The sequence below is a fragment of the Streptomyces sp. NPDC044003 genome, assembly GCF_056435185.1.
In genome coordinates this window covers 1-12,411 of record NZ_JBWKFA010000022.1, presented here as the reverse complement: position 1 = coordinate 12,411, position 12,411 = coordinate 1, and the positions used below count along the sequence as shown (strand labels likewise).

Here is a 12,411-nt window from a genome sequence, read left to right as displayed (position 1 = left end):
GCCAACTCGACCTCATTGCGAGGGAATTCAGCAGCGGGAATGTGACGCGGCTCACCAGCTCCGGCCGATTGCCAAAAACGATCATGGTGGATAGCTTCAACGGGCTTTACAGCCCCCCCTTCACTTGGAGCAATGACCCATGAACTTCGGCAAGAAGGCAGCGTCCACCCTCGGTGCGCTCGCCGCGATAGCGGGACTCTCCCTCGTCAACGCCCCCTCCGCCGCCGCGAGCACGCCCTCCGGGTGTGCCAGCGTGTCCCAGATCGGCAGCACCCGGGTGCTCCAGATCGGCGGAGTGGACGCCGCGTCGGTCAAGCAGTACTACGGGTGCGGGTACAACTACGCCTACATCTACGTGTGGCAGCAGTTCCGCAACACGCACACGAACTGGGACCTCTACGTCCACGTCGTCAACGAGTCCGACTCCGGCACGGACTACGGCGACGCGTCGCTGTCCAACACGACGCGGTCCGAGCTCTGGGGCCCGGCGGCCAACACCGCGGCCTACTGCACGCACGCCACGGGCTACCTGAACTCGACGGGCGGCTCGACCTCCAGCGTCTGCTGACACCAACTGGCCAGATTTCAAACGATGTTGACATGAACCTGGCCCCATGACGCGCGCGCACGTCGAAACTCCGGAGGTTCAGGGTGACTTGGGAAGGTCATCCCGTCCAACCGGAGTTCGTTGCGTTCGTGACGGGCCGAACCGGACTCACCGCGCCACTGCAGCGGCCGAGACGCCGACAACGAGGGGCAGTTCGTTCGCGTCCGACAGGACGTGCGTCCTGGAGCCCGGCTCACCCGATCTGAGCTGCAGAGCAGTGAAGTTGGGCACACGGCGACTGCACGAAATCTCCTTGCCCCACCCGAACGAGTGATCACATAATGAGCTGCTTCTGCGCAACGGGGCCCCCTGGGCAGATTCTTGACTATCCATCAGTTCTTTTGCGCCTACAGCAAGAGACAGAGAAGCAAGGGTAAGACGTTGCGCATCTGGTCCAAACTGACCGTGGCGGGTCTCGTCGCGGTCACACTCCTGAGCACAGCCGCGCCGTCCAACGCGGCAGGTCACCGCTCATACGGGAACAGCACCGGACGCTGCGGGGCCTCCGTTCTGGGAGGGGGCAACTGGCAGCCGCTGTGCCTCTTCTTCGTGCACGACGGAAGCGGCGCCATCTGGGGTCAGGACGGTAGCACCTACGACCTCGCCGGCAAGTACTTTCTGGCCGGCACCGGCACCGGCTCCGGCCAGCGCGTGAAGAACAACGCCACGGCGATGGAGTCGGAGTACTGGGAAGGCTCCGGTGGAACCGTCTGGTTCAACAGCGGCTACCAGGGCAACTACGACTTCGCGTATGACGGCCAGGGCGGCCCGCTCTACTACACCTGGAACGAGAACGCCTCGACCCAGGTCGGCATCGGCGTCGGCTGACAGTTGCTCCACTGGCCGCCGTTACAGGCAGATGCGTGCTCCGTAGCCCATCCGCCTGAACGCGGTGCCACCTGATCATCCGTTTCCGCATTTGTCTGGCCGGGCTGCGCCCGGCCAGACAAATGCACTTCCCTGCCTGAGGTTTACGATGCAGCTCATCAAAATACGTGTCATCGCAAGCGCAACACTGACCCTCGCGGTGTTCGGTGGTGCGACTGCGTGCTCAAGCGGGGGGAAGGACGGAGCGGCGGACAGCTCGCATCGAGCACCGCAGCCGACGGTCTCGCAGATACCGGGCGTCAAGAAGATCGAGCCGCGGTCGGACACCGCTGAACTTTCGTTGCCCATTGATGAGTTCATGGCAAAGGGATCCGATCTGGAGCAGACCGCCAAAGCGATGTCCGTGCTCGAAACACGATGTGCGAGCCGGTTCGGTTTCAGCCTCAAGCTGCCGGAACCGATATCGCCGGGGTTCGGTAAGAACACGCGGCGATACGGCGTTCCCGAGTCTTTGGAAGTTGCCCAGAGGTTCGGCTTCCACATGCCGAAGAACGACCCTCGCGCAGTGACGAACAGATCCGGCGTCCCGCCCACAGAGGAACAGATGAAGGTCCTCACCGGGTCGACGCCCCGCGGCCCCGTCAAGGATTACAACGGGATCGCGGTGCCCGAGGGAGGCTGTGCGGGCGAGGCGGGCCGGGCCATTTCAGGTTCGGACGACGCGCGCGTCGGACACTCACCGGTGGCTGAGGAGATCCGGGCGCACTCATTCGAGCTGTCCCGGCAGGATCCCCGGGTCATCGCGGCGCAGGCAGCCTGGGTGAAGTGCATGAGCTCCCAGGGCTACAGCAACTACAAGACCACGTTCGACGCGGGCGGCGACAGCAGGTGGAATGCACCGGCAGCCACCTCCCAGGAGATCACGGTCGCGCTGGCGGACTGGAATTGCGCCAAGAGCGCCAACCTTGTCGGTGTGTGGTCGGCAGTCGAGACCGCCTACCAGAACACCCAGATCGATCAGCATGCCGAGGAACTCAAGCAGGCGCAGGCAGACCTGCGTGCGCAGGCGAAGCGGGTCGCCGCGATCGTCTCCGGCGCCACGCCTGCCTCCTCCTGAGGGCAACGCTGACGACCGCCTGTCCCGCTGCGATGCGGTGGGACACCAATCCGATCGGCAAGGCGCGGAATTGATGGGTGATCTGATGAAGACATCAGCTGGTCGCGAGCAGAGGGACGCGGAAAGCCAGTGGGAGGCCCCGAGACCTCTGCCTGAACTCGAAGTACCGGTTGCCGACTCCCCCGACAGCGAGCAGCCGTTCGCTGAGATGCCGGACGAAGCGACGGAGAGCTCCCCGGCGGTGGAGCACACGGCAACGCCCGTCCCGACCCGCTCGCGGCTGGCGCGACGCCGGCGCCTGGTCATCGGTGTGGCCGTGGCGGCGGCGCTGTTGTCCACCGGAGGTCTGGCCGGATCGATGCTCGTGAAGTCCCCGGCCCAGGTGGCGGCAGATGCTCGCGCACCACAGGCCAGCGTTCTGACCGCGCCAGTGGTGTACCAGAAGCTGGCCAACACCGTGGTCCTGCGGGGTGACTTCTCCAGTGGTGAGCCTTTCTCGGTGACGCCGTCCTCCGTCGCCGCGACGGCCTCACATTTCGGAGGCATCAATCCAGCGGGTTCGACCGTCATCCTGACCAGGACCCTTGTCCATCTGGGCGACAAGGCAAGGGCCGCCCAGCCCCTTGTCGAAGTGTCCGACCGGCCGGTGTATGTACTGCCAGGTGCGACTCCCGGATACCGGGACATGCTTCCGGGTGAGTCCGGCCGGGACATAGCCGAGTTGCAGACTGCGCTCCGCGGGCTCGGTCTGTACCAGGGCGGCGACTCCACCGGATATTTCGGTGCCGCCACCAAGACCGCCGTGACCCGGCTGTACCAACGGATGGGATATCCGGCACCCATCACCGGTAAAGAGACTCAGCAAGCGGTTCAGCAGGCCAGGACCGCCATGGACGAGGCTCAGCAGCAGGTCCGCCGGCTCCAGGACGAGACCTCCGGGAAGTCGACCGGTGAGTCCGCACCGAAGGTAGGGTCATCGGCATCCATCACCACCGGAGACGGGAAGAGCGGAGGCGCAGCAGCCGGCGGAGGGACACCGCAGCAGCAGCTGGCCCGGGCCAAGCAGCAGGCCGTACAGGCACAGCAGGCCCTGGCCCTGGCTGAGGCCCAGGACGGAGCATTCGTCCCCGCTTCGGAGATGGCCTTCGTTCCCACCCTGCCGGCACGGGTGACCGCGCTGCCTGCCAAGATCGGCGACAAGGTCGCCGGTCCGGTCGTCTCGCTGGCCACCGGTGATCTGCGTCTGACCGGTTATCTGGACCCCATGCGGGGTCCTCTGGTCAAGTCCGGCATGAAGGTCGAGATCACCTCCGAGAGCCTTGGTCTGTCCTCCGAAGGACAGGTACGGTCCGTCGGTTCGCTGGTGACTCCGGGCGACAAGGCCAACGGGGCGGCGGCGAAGGGCGCTGCCGACGCAGGCGGCCAGAACGGGCAGCCCAGCGGCCCTCTCATCAACGGCGGTGTTCCGTTCCTCCCGCTGGAGGTACTTCCGAGCGGCACCTGGAATACCCGCTTCGACGGTCAGAACGTACGCATCACCATTACAGCGGCTGCCACGGACCGGGCGGTACTGACCGTGCCTGAGGCCGCGATCACCTCCGGTGCCGACACTCGGACCATCGTCACGGTCGTGCGAACAGACGGCACCCAACACGAAGTTCCCGTCACCACAGGCGTATCGGCCAACGGACTGGTGCAGGTCGCTCCGAGCGATCCCGCAGCGCTGCGCTCGGGTGACCGGGTGGTGATCGGGCAGTGAAGCTGCTCACCAGAAGCCGCAGACACGCAGCCGACGAAGTCGGGGCGACAGTGCCTCCGCCGACCGAGGCACCCACCATACGTCTCCGTGGCATGGCCAAGACCTATCCCGGGACGGTCCTGGTCCACGCGTTGCACCCGACCGACCTGGAGATCGAACGCGGGGAATTCGTCGCGGTAGTCGGTCCCTCAGGGTCAGGCAAGTCGACGCTGCTCAACCTGATCGGCATGCTGGATCGCCCGACGGCCGGCAGCTACGAATTGGCCGGCATCGATGTCTCCACCATGAAAGAAGCGGAACGGACCACGGTACGCGGCCGCAAGATCGGTTTCGTGTTCCAGTCGTTCCATCTGCTGCCCCATCGCACCGCCACCGAAAACGTCGCACTCGCCCAGCTCTACGTGACCACCGACCGCAAGGCCCGCCCGGCCCGTGCCGTGGAGGCGCTGCGCACAGTCGGACTCGGACACCGCCTTGATGCATTGCCGCCGACCATGTCCGGTGGCGAACGCCAGCGTGTCGCCATCGCCCGCGCGTTGGTCAACCGACCGGACCTGATCCTGTGCGACGAGCCCACCGGCAACCTCGACTCGAAGACCTCGGCATATGTCATGGGGCTTCTGGAAGAACTGCACGCCACCGGCCTCACCGTCGTGGTGATCACCCACGATCCGGCCGTGGCCGATCGGGCAAAGCGTGTCGTGACCATCCGGGACGGGCGCATCCTCTCGGATCGGCGGTCGAACAGGTGATCTCACGGCTACGGCGAACGCCGGACTCCAAGCGGTACGCACCATCCCGCCTGCTGGTACGCGACATGCTCGCCGAATCGCTCGCGGGCCTGGTCCAGCGGCCTGGGCGATCCCTGCTGACCATGCTGGGCACGATTCTTGGGGTCGGTGCCTTTGTCACGGTGTTGGGATTCACCTCGACCGCGACGGGCCAGATCAGCGCCTCTTTCAGCACCTTGCAGGCCAGCACTGTCACCGTCAACGACGTGGTGCCCCCCGAGGGGCAGAGGCCCACGGTCAACTTCCCCGAGGACTCCGATCAACGGATAGAGCAGCTCAACGGTGTCCGGGCGGCCGGCGTGTGGTGGACAACGCCGCTGCACAGCCCGACCATCGCCACGCGTCCACTGCCTTCCAGCGAGGGCGGCAACAACGGCATGACGGTTTTCGCCGCCTCCCCCGGTGCGCTGAACGCCCTTGAGCCAACGCTCAGCACCGGCACGCTCTACAACGAATTCCATCAGCGGCGAGGCGAACCGGTATGCGTGCTCGGCAGCGGGGCGGCCCGGCTGCTCGGTATCACCCGGCTCGACAACCGGCCCGTCGTCTTCGTCAACAGCACCGCCTATGCCGTGGTGGGTATCGTCTCGGACGTCCAGCGCATGCCCGAATCGCTGCTGGGCGTGATCATTCCGACGTCCACCGCTCTCAAGGCATTCGGTCCGCCCGTCGACCATCCGGCGCAGATGATCATCCACACCCGCCTCGGTGCCGCCCGCCTCATCGCGCACCAGGCGCCGATCGCACTGCGTCCCGACAGCCCACGTCTGCTCACAGCCGTGCCTCCGCCCGACCCGCACTCGCTGCGAGACGCCGTGAACACCTCACTGTCCGGGCTCTTTCTCCTGCTGGCTCTGATCTGCTTGGTGATCGGCGCGGTGGGAATCGCCAACACCACCCTGGTCGCGATTCTTGAACGTACGGGGGAAATCGGACTGCGGCGGTCATTGGGCGCCCGCCCTCGCCATATCGCGGTGCAATTCCTCACCGAGTCGACCGCGTTGGGAACACTTGGCGGGCTCATAGGCACGGGCATTGGCGTGACCGTAGTAGTGACAGTGGCCCTGCTTCAGGAGTGGACGGCCGTCCTCAATCCGGTCACCGTACTTCCCGCTCCGCTTGTGGGATCCGTGGTGGGTCTGCTGGCCGGCCTCTACCCGGCGCTCCGGGCTGCCCGTATCGAGCCTCTCGATGCGTTGCGACAGTGAATTGGAATCTCGAATTCCGCAACGATCGTTGACTGCCAATCCGATTGCACTATTGATCATGCACATGCCATTATTTTCGAGTACACCTCTGAAAGGAATTCAGCAGTCATGAGCATCTCGGTAAAGAAGATCGCCGCCGCCTCCGCGTTCTCCCTCGCGCTGGGTCTTGGCACGCTGTCCATGGGCGGTTCCGCCGAAGCAGCGACCACGTGCGGGAACACTTGGCAGTATCTCGAGCTGGACTACAACTCCTACAACGGGGGCGCCAGCAAGGGATTCAACTCCAACGTGTACGACCTCGCGGGCTACACGTTCTGCACGGGGACGTACGCCGACGGCAGCCCGGTCCCCGGCGCCGGCCAGCCGGTCAAGAACAACGCCGCAGGTGGGTTCAACTACAGCGGCACCAGGGCGACCGTCTGGTACCACTCGGGCTACTGGGGATCGAACGTCGTGATCCCGCCGGCTACCGGCGCCGGTGGCAGCTGTGTCGGGGACACCGACTTCTCCTGCTACAACTTCCCGAGCTACCTCAAGAACGAAGACGCGTCCATCTCCTTCGGCTGAGGCACCGGCAGCCGGGGGGTGTCGGTGGATGCACGGCGGTAATCACCTTGCGTGCGTAGGCCGAGGTCGAGGTACCGAGGTCGTGTGCCGGGACGGCTCAGCCACCTACGCCGAGGCCGTCCGCCGCGCCCTCCTGCCCTGACGGGTACCCGGCGTCACGCGGATCGGCTCTCTCCTGGACGCGCCGACGGCCGGGCCTCTTTCGGGGCTCGGCCGTCGGCGTCGGTACGGAGGTCGTGTGTGCGGAGCGGTCGTCAGACCGTCTCGGTCTCGCCCGCGCGCACCGCCGGGCGGCGGCTCGCGATGACCTTCTTCGCGAGGGCGCGGGGGCTGGTGAGGAAGCCGTAGCCCCAGGACATGTGCATGGTCGCGAGGGCCACCGGGATCTGGAGGCGGGCCTTCAGGGGCAGGCCCTTGCCCGCCGGGAGGGAGCCCGCCGTGATCGCCGCCAGGTAGCCCGCCGGGATCACGAAGCCCAGCGGGGTGAGGACGGCGCCCACGACCAGGCCCGCGGCGATCGCGACGACGGCGGTCGGCGGGGCCAGGTAGCGCAGGTTGATCGAGCCCTGGTGGTAGCGGGCCACCACGTGCCGCCAGCGGCCGTAGTCCTTGTACTGCTTGGCGAGCGCCTTCACCGAGGGCCGCGGTCGGTACTGGACGCGGAGCTCCGGCGAGAACCAGATCAGGCCGCCCGCCTCGCGGATGCGGAAGTTCAGCTCCCAGTCCTGGGCGCGGATGAACTCCACGTTGTACCCGCCCTGCCGCTCCAGGGCCTCGCGCCGGAAGACGCCCAGGTAGACCGTCTCCGCCGGGCCGGCCTCGCCGCCCGTGTGGAAGGCGGCGTTGCCCACGCCGATCTTCGAGGTCATCGCGGCCGCGACCGCGTCCTCCCAGGCGTTCTCGCCCTCGGCGTGCATCACACCGCCGACGTTCTGCGCGCCGGTCTCCTCAAGGAGCCGCACCGCGGTGGCGATGTAGTTCGGGGAGAGCATGCCGTGGCCGTCCACCCGCACCACGATCGGGTGACGGGAGGCCTGGATCGCCGCGTTGAGCGCGGCGGGGGTGCGGCCGGTCGGGTTCGGCACCGTGACGACGCGGCGCGTTCCCGAAGCGGTTTCGCGGACAAGCTCGGCGGCGATCTCGTCCGTACGGTCCGTGGACGGGCCGAGGGCGATCACCACCTCCATCTCGCCGTCGTACTCCTGCTCCAGGATGTGACGAACCGAGGTGCGCAGATACCGCTCCTCGTTGAGGACCGGCATGATCACGGAGACGGGGGGCGTGGCGTTCATCGCCCGCCACGTTACCGCGAATGGGGGACAGCGGTGCGCGCCGAGCAGGTGGTGCGCCCTTGCGCTGATCGTATGGGCCTACCGTGCTCACGGTTCCCCCTGTCCCACCGCGGAGGTGTCCGTCCGTGCCCACACCGCCCCGCACGCCCCGTCCCCGGCCCGCCGCCCGTCGCGTACCGGTCCGCCGGAGGCGGAGGCGGCCCCGGTGGGGGATGCGGATGGCGACGGCGCTCTCCGTGGCGGTCCTCACGGCCGGCGGGGTCGGGCACGCCGTGGTCACCGGCCTGGACACCGGGATCACACGGGTCGACCCCTTCAAGGACATGAAGAACCGGCCGCAGGCCGGGCACGGGATGAACGTGCTGGTCGTCGGGACCGACGGGCGCGACCGGATCACCCCCGAGGAGAAGGCGAAGTACCGGCTCGGCGGTGCTCCCTGTCACTGCACCGACACCGTCATGCTCGTGCACATCTCCGAGGACCGGGAGCGGGCGAGCGTCGTCAGCCTGCCCCGCGACTCGTACGCGGAGATGCCCGAGCACACCGACATGAACAGCGGCAGGAAGCACCGGGCGCACCCGGTCAAGCTGAATGCCGCCTACGCCGAGGGCGGGCCCGGTCTGACCGTGCGGACCGTCGAGTCCATGACCGGCGTCAAGATCGACCACTACCTGGAGGTCGACTTCACCAGCTTCATGCGGACCGTGGACGCGGTCGGCGGGGTGCAGATCTGCACGAAGCGGCCCCTCAAGGACTCGTACACCGGACTCGACCTCTCCCCCGGCACCCACGAACTGGACGGCGGGCAGGCCCTGCAGTACGTGCGCTCCCGGCACATCGACGGGGCCGCCGACCTCGGCCGCATGCAGCGGCAGCAGCGGTTCCTCGCGGCGCTGATCGAGCGGATGACGGACGGCGGGGTACTGCTCAACCCGGTGCGGTTCCGTGAGGTCGCGACGACGATGCTCGGCTCCGTACGGGCCGACGAGGACTTCGGTACGGATCAGCTGCTCGCCCTCGCCAAGGCGATGCACGGCTTCACCCCGGCGTCGTCGGAGTTCGTGTCCGTACCGATCGGCGACATGAGCTTCCCCGTGAAGGGCATCGGCTCGACCGTGAAGTGGGACGCGGCCAAGGCGCAGAAGCTGTTCCAGTCGCTGCGGGACGACCGGCCGCTCGCCGCCGCGCCCCGTTCGGACGCCTCCGGGAAGGCGCCCAAGGCGGTCGTCGTGGACGTCCCGCCGCGGACGATCCGCGTCCAGGTCTACAACGGGACCCGGACCGACGGGCTCGGCCGCAAGGTGGACGACGCCCTGCGCGCGACCGGCTTCGACACCACCCGCACGCCGATGACCGGGGCCGGGAAGGAGCGGGCGCGGACCGTCGTCGAGTACGACCCGCGGTGGGACCGCTCGGCGAAGTCGCTCGCGACGGCCTTGCCGGGGGCCGAGCTGCGGGCGGTGGCGGGGCGGGGCGGGACGTTGCGGGTGACTGTGGGGGGTGACTACAAGGGGGTTGCGGCGGTGCGGGCGGAGGCGTCGGGGGTGCCGTTCGAGGCGGTGACCGGGGATCGGGTCGTCTGCCCGTAACCCGCGTGTGGGCAATCGTCCCGCAGGGCGGGACGGGTGGGCACACGGGACGGCGCGCTTGGCCGCGCCCCCGCCTTCCGCGCGTGGACCCGCACCACCAGCGTGCCGCGCCACGGGGTGCGGGTTCAGGCGCGGAAGCCTCCGGCGCCGGCAGGGGCGCCGTTCCGGTGTGCCCACCCGTTCCGCCCCAGCGGAACGATTGCCCACACCTCCATCAGTCCTCGTAGCCCTCGGCTGCTCGGCGTTCGCGGAGTTCCTTGATTGCCTGGCGGCGGGCCAGGCGGTGGGTGCGGCGGATCTGGGCTTCCTGGTTGCGGCGCTTGTCCTGTTCCGTTTCCGGGATGACCTGGGGGACGGGGCGGGGCTTGCCCTCCGCGTCGACGGCCGCGAAGACGAGGTAGGCGGAGCCGACCTGGGTGGCGGGCGTGGACTCGTTCCAGCGCTCGGCCATGACCCGTACGCCGACCTCCATCGAGGACCGGCCGGTCCAGTTGACCTGGGCCTTCACATGCAGCAGGTCCCCGACCCGTACGGGCTCCAGGAAGGCCATCTCGTCCATGGAGGCGGTGACCGCGGGTCCGCCCGAGTGCCGGCCCGCGACGGCGCCCGCCGCGTCGTCGACCAGCTTCATGATCACGCCGCCGTGCACCGTGCCCAGGAGGTTGGTGTCGTGGCTGGTCATGATGTGGCTGAGGGTGGTGCGGGACGCGGAGGTCGGCTTGCCCGGAGGTCCGCCCGGGGTATCGCCCTGGTCTGTCATGTCCTCCACCTTATGCCGGGTCCGCCCCGCGTCCCCGGCGGGTCCGCTTTGCATCAGCTTGGCAACAGCACCGGTCCGATCCTCCACCCGGACTGTCGCCCGGAAAGGGCCGCCCGGCACACTGGTCCGTATGAATGACTGGCCCGATGAGCCCCAGGGACCCCGACGGATGAGCCATGTGCAGCGCCCGCAGGTTCCGCAGCAGCCGCCGCGTTCCCAGCAGGGCTACGGCCAGGGCCAGGGCTACGACCCGAACTTCACTCAGGCGCAGAACCAGGGGTACGACTCCGGTTACAGCTCCGGTGAGGTGTACGGCGGCGGTCCCCAGAACCACGGCGGTGGTGGCCGGGGCGGCGTTCCTCCGCAGTACGCGCCCCCGGGGCCGGGCCGTCCCGCGCCGGACTGGCGGAAGCGCATCAAGGTCGGCTCGATCGTGCTGGTCGTGGCGATCGTCGGCTGGGGCGTCGGCACGTACGCCTGGGCCTCCTCGAAGATGCGCAACGAGGTCGATCTCTCCAAGGTCATCGAGCGGCCGGAGGAGGGCGACTGCACGACGTATCTGATCGTCGGCTCCGACAGCCGTGAGGGCATGTCCGCCGAGGAGAAGAAGAAGCTCCACACCGGTTCCGCCGAGGGCAAGCGGACCGACTCGATGATGATCCTCGCGGCCTGCTCCAGCGGGAACACGATGGTCTCGCTGCCCCGTGACTCCTGGGTGACGATCCCGAACTTCGTCGGCTCCGAGTCGGGCAAGTCGTACCCGGCCCGCGGCGGCTCCAAGCTGAACGCGGCCTACGCGATGGACGGCCCCGAGCTGCTCGTGCGGACCGTCGAGTACAACACCGGCCTGCACATCGACCACTACGCGGAGATCGGCTTCGCCGGCTTCGCGAACATCGTGGACGCGCTGGGCGGTGTCGAGCTGAACATCGACAAGGGCTTCAAGGACAAGAAGTCCGGCGCCGACTTCCAGGCCGGCACGCAGACCCTCAACGGCGAGCAGGCCCTGGCCTTCGTCCGTACCCGGTACGCCTTCGCGCAGTCGGACCTCCAGCGGACGAAGAACCAGCAGAAGTTCCTCTCCGCCCTCGCGAACCAGGCGGCGACGCCGGGCACGATCCTCAACCCGTTCGCGCTCTACCCGACGCTCGGCGCCGGTCTGGACACGCTGATCGTGGACAAGGACATGTCCCTGTACGACCTCGGGAAGATGTTCTTCGCGATGAAGGGCATCAGCGGCGGCGACGGCAAGTCCATGAACATGCCGCTCGCGGGCTCCGCGCCGCAGAACTCCCTCAAGTGGGACATGCCGAAGGTGAAGCAGCTCGTCGAGCAGATCAAGAACGACGAGCCGGTCACGGTCACCTCGGACCGCTGACCCGCGGGTAGCCGCCTAGCCTGGAAGAGGGGTCTTCCCGGCGAGGCGGTGTGCCATGGCAGAGGACAGCAGGTTCTGGGCCTCCGGTGACTGGCGGGTCTCCGAGGGAAAGGAAGACGAGTTCATCGAACGGTGGACGGCCTTCCTGACCTGGACGAAGAAGGACAACGACGGCTTCCGGTTCGCCCGCCTCCTCCGTGACTCGGGCGAACCTCGGCACTTCATCTCCTTCGCGTCCTGGAGCGACCCGGATTCCCTGAGCGCCTGGAAACAGAAGCCCGAGTTCGGGGAGCACTTCGGCGCCTGCAAGGGCCTGTGCGACGAGATGCGGGCCGGCGGCTACGAACTGGCCGTGGACATATAGCGCGAGAGGCACCCCCGGCCGGGGGTGCCTCTTTCCGTCGGGCGTACGCGTGCGCCTTACGGGAGGTTGCGGGCCATGACGATGCGCTGGACCTGGTTGGTGCCTTCGTAGATCTGGGTGATCTTGGCGTCGCGCATCATGCGCTCGACGG

13 protein-coding genes are annotated in these 12,411 nt (G+C 67.7%); 10 read left to right on the top strand and 3 right to left on the bottom strand.

Annotated elements, in window-relative coordinates:
• The first annotated feature begins 139 nt into the window (after positions 1–139).
• The 7 genes from AC07AW_RS40570 (at position 140) to AC07AW_RS40540 (ending at position 6,877) form a co-directional block, all read left to right on the top strand.
• Positions 140–568 carry a hypothetical protein gene (locus AC07AW_RS40570; RefSeq protein WP_478820480.1) on the top strand — a complete coding sequence of 143 codons (429 nt, stop codon included), beginning with the start codon at positions 140–142 and terminating at the stop codon, positions 566–568.
• A gap of 420 nt (positions 569–988) precedes the next feature.
• A complete protein-coding gene (locus AC07AW_RS40565) occupies positions 989–1,435 on the top strand; it encodes a hypothetical protein (protein ID WP_478820479.1) in 447 nt (148 codons plus the stop codon).
• A 148-nt stretch (positions 1,436–1,583) separates the two neighbouring features.
• Positions 1,584–2,552 (top strand): hypothetical protein, encoded by a 969-nt coding sequence (locus AC07AW_RS40560; RefSeq protein WP_478820478.1) that lies wholly within the window; start codon positions 1,584–1,586, stop codon positions 2,550–2,552.
• 73 nt (positions 2,553–2,625) lie between these two features.
• Complete coding sequence (locus AC07AW_RS40555; RefSeq protein WP_478820477.1) at positions 2,626–4,311, top strand: peptidoglycan-binding protein; 1,686 nt, start codon at positions 2,626–2,628, stop codon at positions 4,309–4,311.
• Between the two features lie 92 nt (positions 4,312–4,403).
• On the top strand, positions 4,404–5,063 hold the full coding sequence (locus AC07AW_RS40550; RefSeq protein ID WP_478820476.1) for an ABC transporter ATP-binding protein: 660 nt from the start codon (positions 4,404–4,406) through the stop codon (positions 5,061–5,063).
• Positions 5,064–5,128: 65 nt separating this feature from the next.
• Positions 5,129–6,310 (top strand): ABC transporter permease, encoded by a 1,182-nt coding sequence (locus AC07AW_RS40545; protein WP_478820475.1) that lies wholly within the window; start codon positions 5,129–5,131, stop codon positions 6,308–6,310.
• 108 nt (positions 6,311–6,418) lie between these two features.
• On the top strand, positions 6,419–6,877 hold the full coding sequence (locus AC07AW_RS40540) for a hypothetical protein (RefSeq protein ID WP_478820474.1): 459 nt from the start codon (positions 6,419–6,421) through the stop codon (positions 6,875–6,877).
• Between the two features lie 254 nt (positions 6,878–7,131).
• Here AC07AW_RS40540 and AC07AW_RS40535 read toward each other — a convergent pair whose 3' ends face one another.
• On the bottom strand, positions 7,132–8,169 hold the full coding sequence (locus AC07AW_RS40535; protein ID WP_478820473.1) for a glycosyltransferase family 2 protein: 1,038 nt from the start codon (positions 8,167–8,169) through the stop codon (positions 7,132–7,134).
• A gap of 125 nt (positions 8,170–8,294) precedes the next feature.
• On the opposite strand from AC07AW_RS40535, the gene AC07AW_RS40530 reads away from it, so the two are divergent.
• Positions 8,295–9,758: an LCP family protein gene (locus AC07AW_RS40530; protein WP_478820472.1), complete on the top strand. Its 1,464-nt coding sequence runs from the start codon at positions 8,295–8,297 to the stop codon at positions 9,756–9,758.
• A 214-nt stretch (positions 9,759–9,972) separates the two neighbouring features.
• On the opposite strand, the gene AC07AW_RS40525 is transcribed toward AC07AW_RS40530, so the two are convergent.
• Positions 9,973–10,518 carry an acyl-CoA thioesterase gene (locus AC07AW_RS40525; protein WP_478820471.1) on the bottom strand — a complete coding sequence of 182 codons (546 nt, stop codon included), beginning with the start codon at positions 10,516–10,518 and terminating at the stop codon, positions 9,973–9,975.
• Between the two features lie 169 nt (positions 10,519–10,687).
• On the opposite strand from AC07AW_RS40525, the gene AC07AW_RS40520 reads away from it, so the two are divergent.
• Together AC07AW_RS40520 and AC07AW_RS40515 are read left to right on the top strand one after the other, a co-directional pair.
• Positions 10,688–11,896, top strand: a complete 1,209-nt coding sequence (locus AC07AW_RS40520) for an LCP family protein (protein WP_478820470.1) — start codon at positions 10,688–10,690, stop codon at positions 11,894–11,896.
• A 55-nt stretch (positions 11,897–11,951) separates the two neighbouring features.
• Complete coding sequence (locus AC07AW_RS40515) at positions 11,952–12,260, top strand: putative quinol monooxygenase (protein WP_478820469.1); 309 nt, start codon at positions 11,952–11,954, stop codon at positions 12,258–12,260.
• A 56-nt stretch (positions 12,261–12,316) separates the two neighbouring features.
• On the opposite strand, the gene AC07AW_RS40510 is transcribed toward AC07AW_RS40515, so the two are convergent.
• Positions 12,317–12,411: acyl-CoA dehydrogenase family protein (locus AC07AW_RS40510; protein ID WP_132919430.1), on the bottom strand; the 95-nt coding region annotated here is incomplete at its 5' end.

What these genes read in the sequence shown, in the direction of transcription:
- AC07AW_RS40555 (WP_478820477.1), top strand. Translation starts at nt 2,626, where the DNA reads ATGGGTGATCTGATGAAGACATCAGCTGGTCGCGAGCAGAGGGACGCG.
- AC07AW_RS40520 (WP_478820470.1), top strand. Translation starts at nt 10,688, where the DNA reads ATGAGCCATGTGCAGCGCCCGCAGGTTCCGCAGCAGCCGCCGCGTTCC.
- AC07AW_RS40545 (WP_478820475.1), top strand. Translation starts at nt 5,129, where the DNA reads ATGCTCGCCGAATCGCTCGCGGGCCTGGTCCAGCGGCCTGGGCGATCC.
- AC07AW_RS40535 (WP_478820473.1), bottom strand. Translation starts at nt 8,169, where the DNA reads ATGAACGCCACGCCCCCCGTCTCCGTGATCATGCCGGTCCTCAACGAG.
- AC07AW_RS40550 (WP_478820476.1), top strand. Translation starts at nt 4,404, where the DNA reads ATGGCCAAGACCTATCCCGGGACGGTCCTGGTCCACGCGTTGCACCCG.
- AC07AW_RS40515 (WP_478820469.1), top strand. Translation starts at nt 11,952, where the DNA reads ATGGCAGAGGACAGCAGGTTCTGGGCCTCCGGTGACTGGCGGGTCTCC.
- AC07AW_RS40560 (WP_478820478.1), top strand. Translation starts at nt 1,584, where the DNA reads ATGCAGCTCATCAAAATACGTGTCATCGCAAGCGCAACACTGACCCTC.
- AC07AW_RS40570 (WP_478820480.1), top strand. Translation starts at nt 140, where the DNA reads ATGAACTTCGGCAAGAAGGCAGCGTCCACCCTCGGTGCGCTCGCCGCG.
- AC07AW_RS40525 (WP_478820471.1), bottom strand. Translation starts at nt 10,518, where the DNA reads ATGACAGACCAGGGCGATACCCCGGGCGGACCTCCGGGCAAGCCGACC.
- AC07AW_RS40540 (WP_478820474.1), top strand. Translation starts at nt 6,419, where the DNA reads ATGAGCATCTCGGTAAAGAAGATCGCCGCCGCCTCCGCGTTCTCCCTC.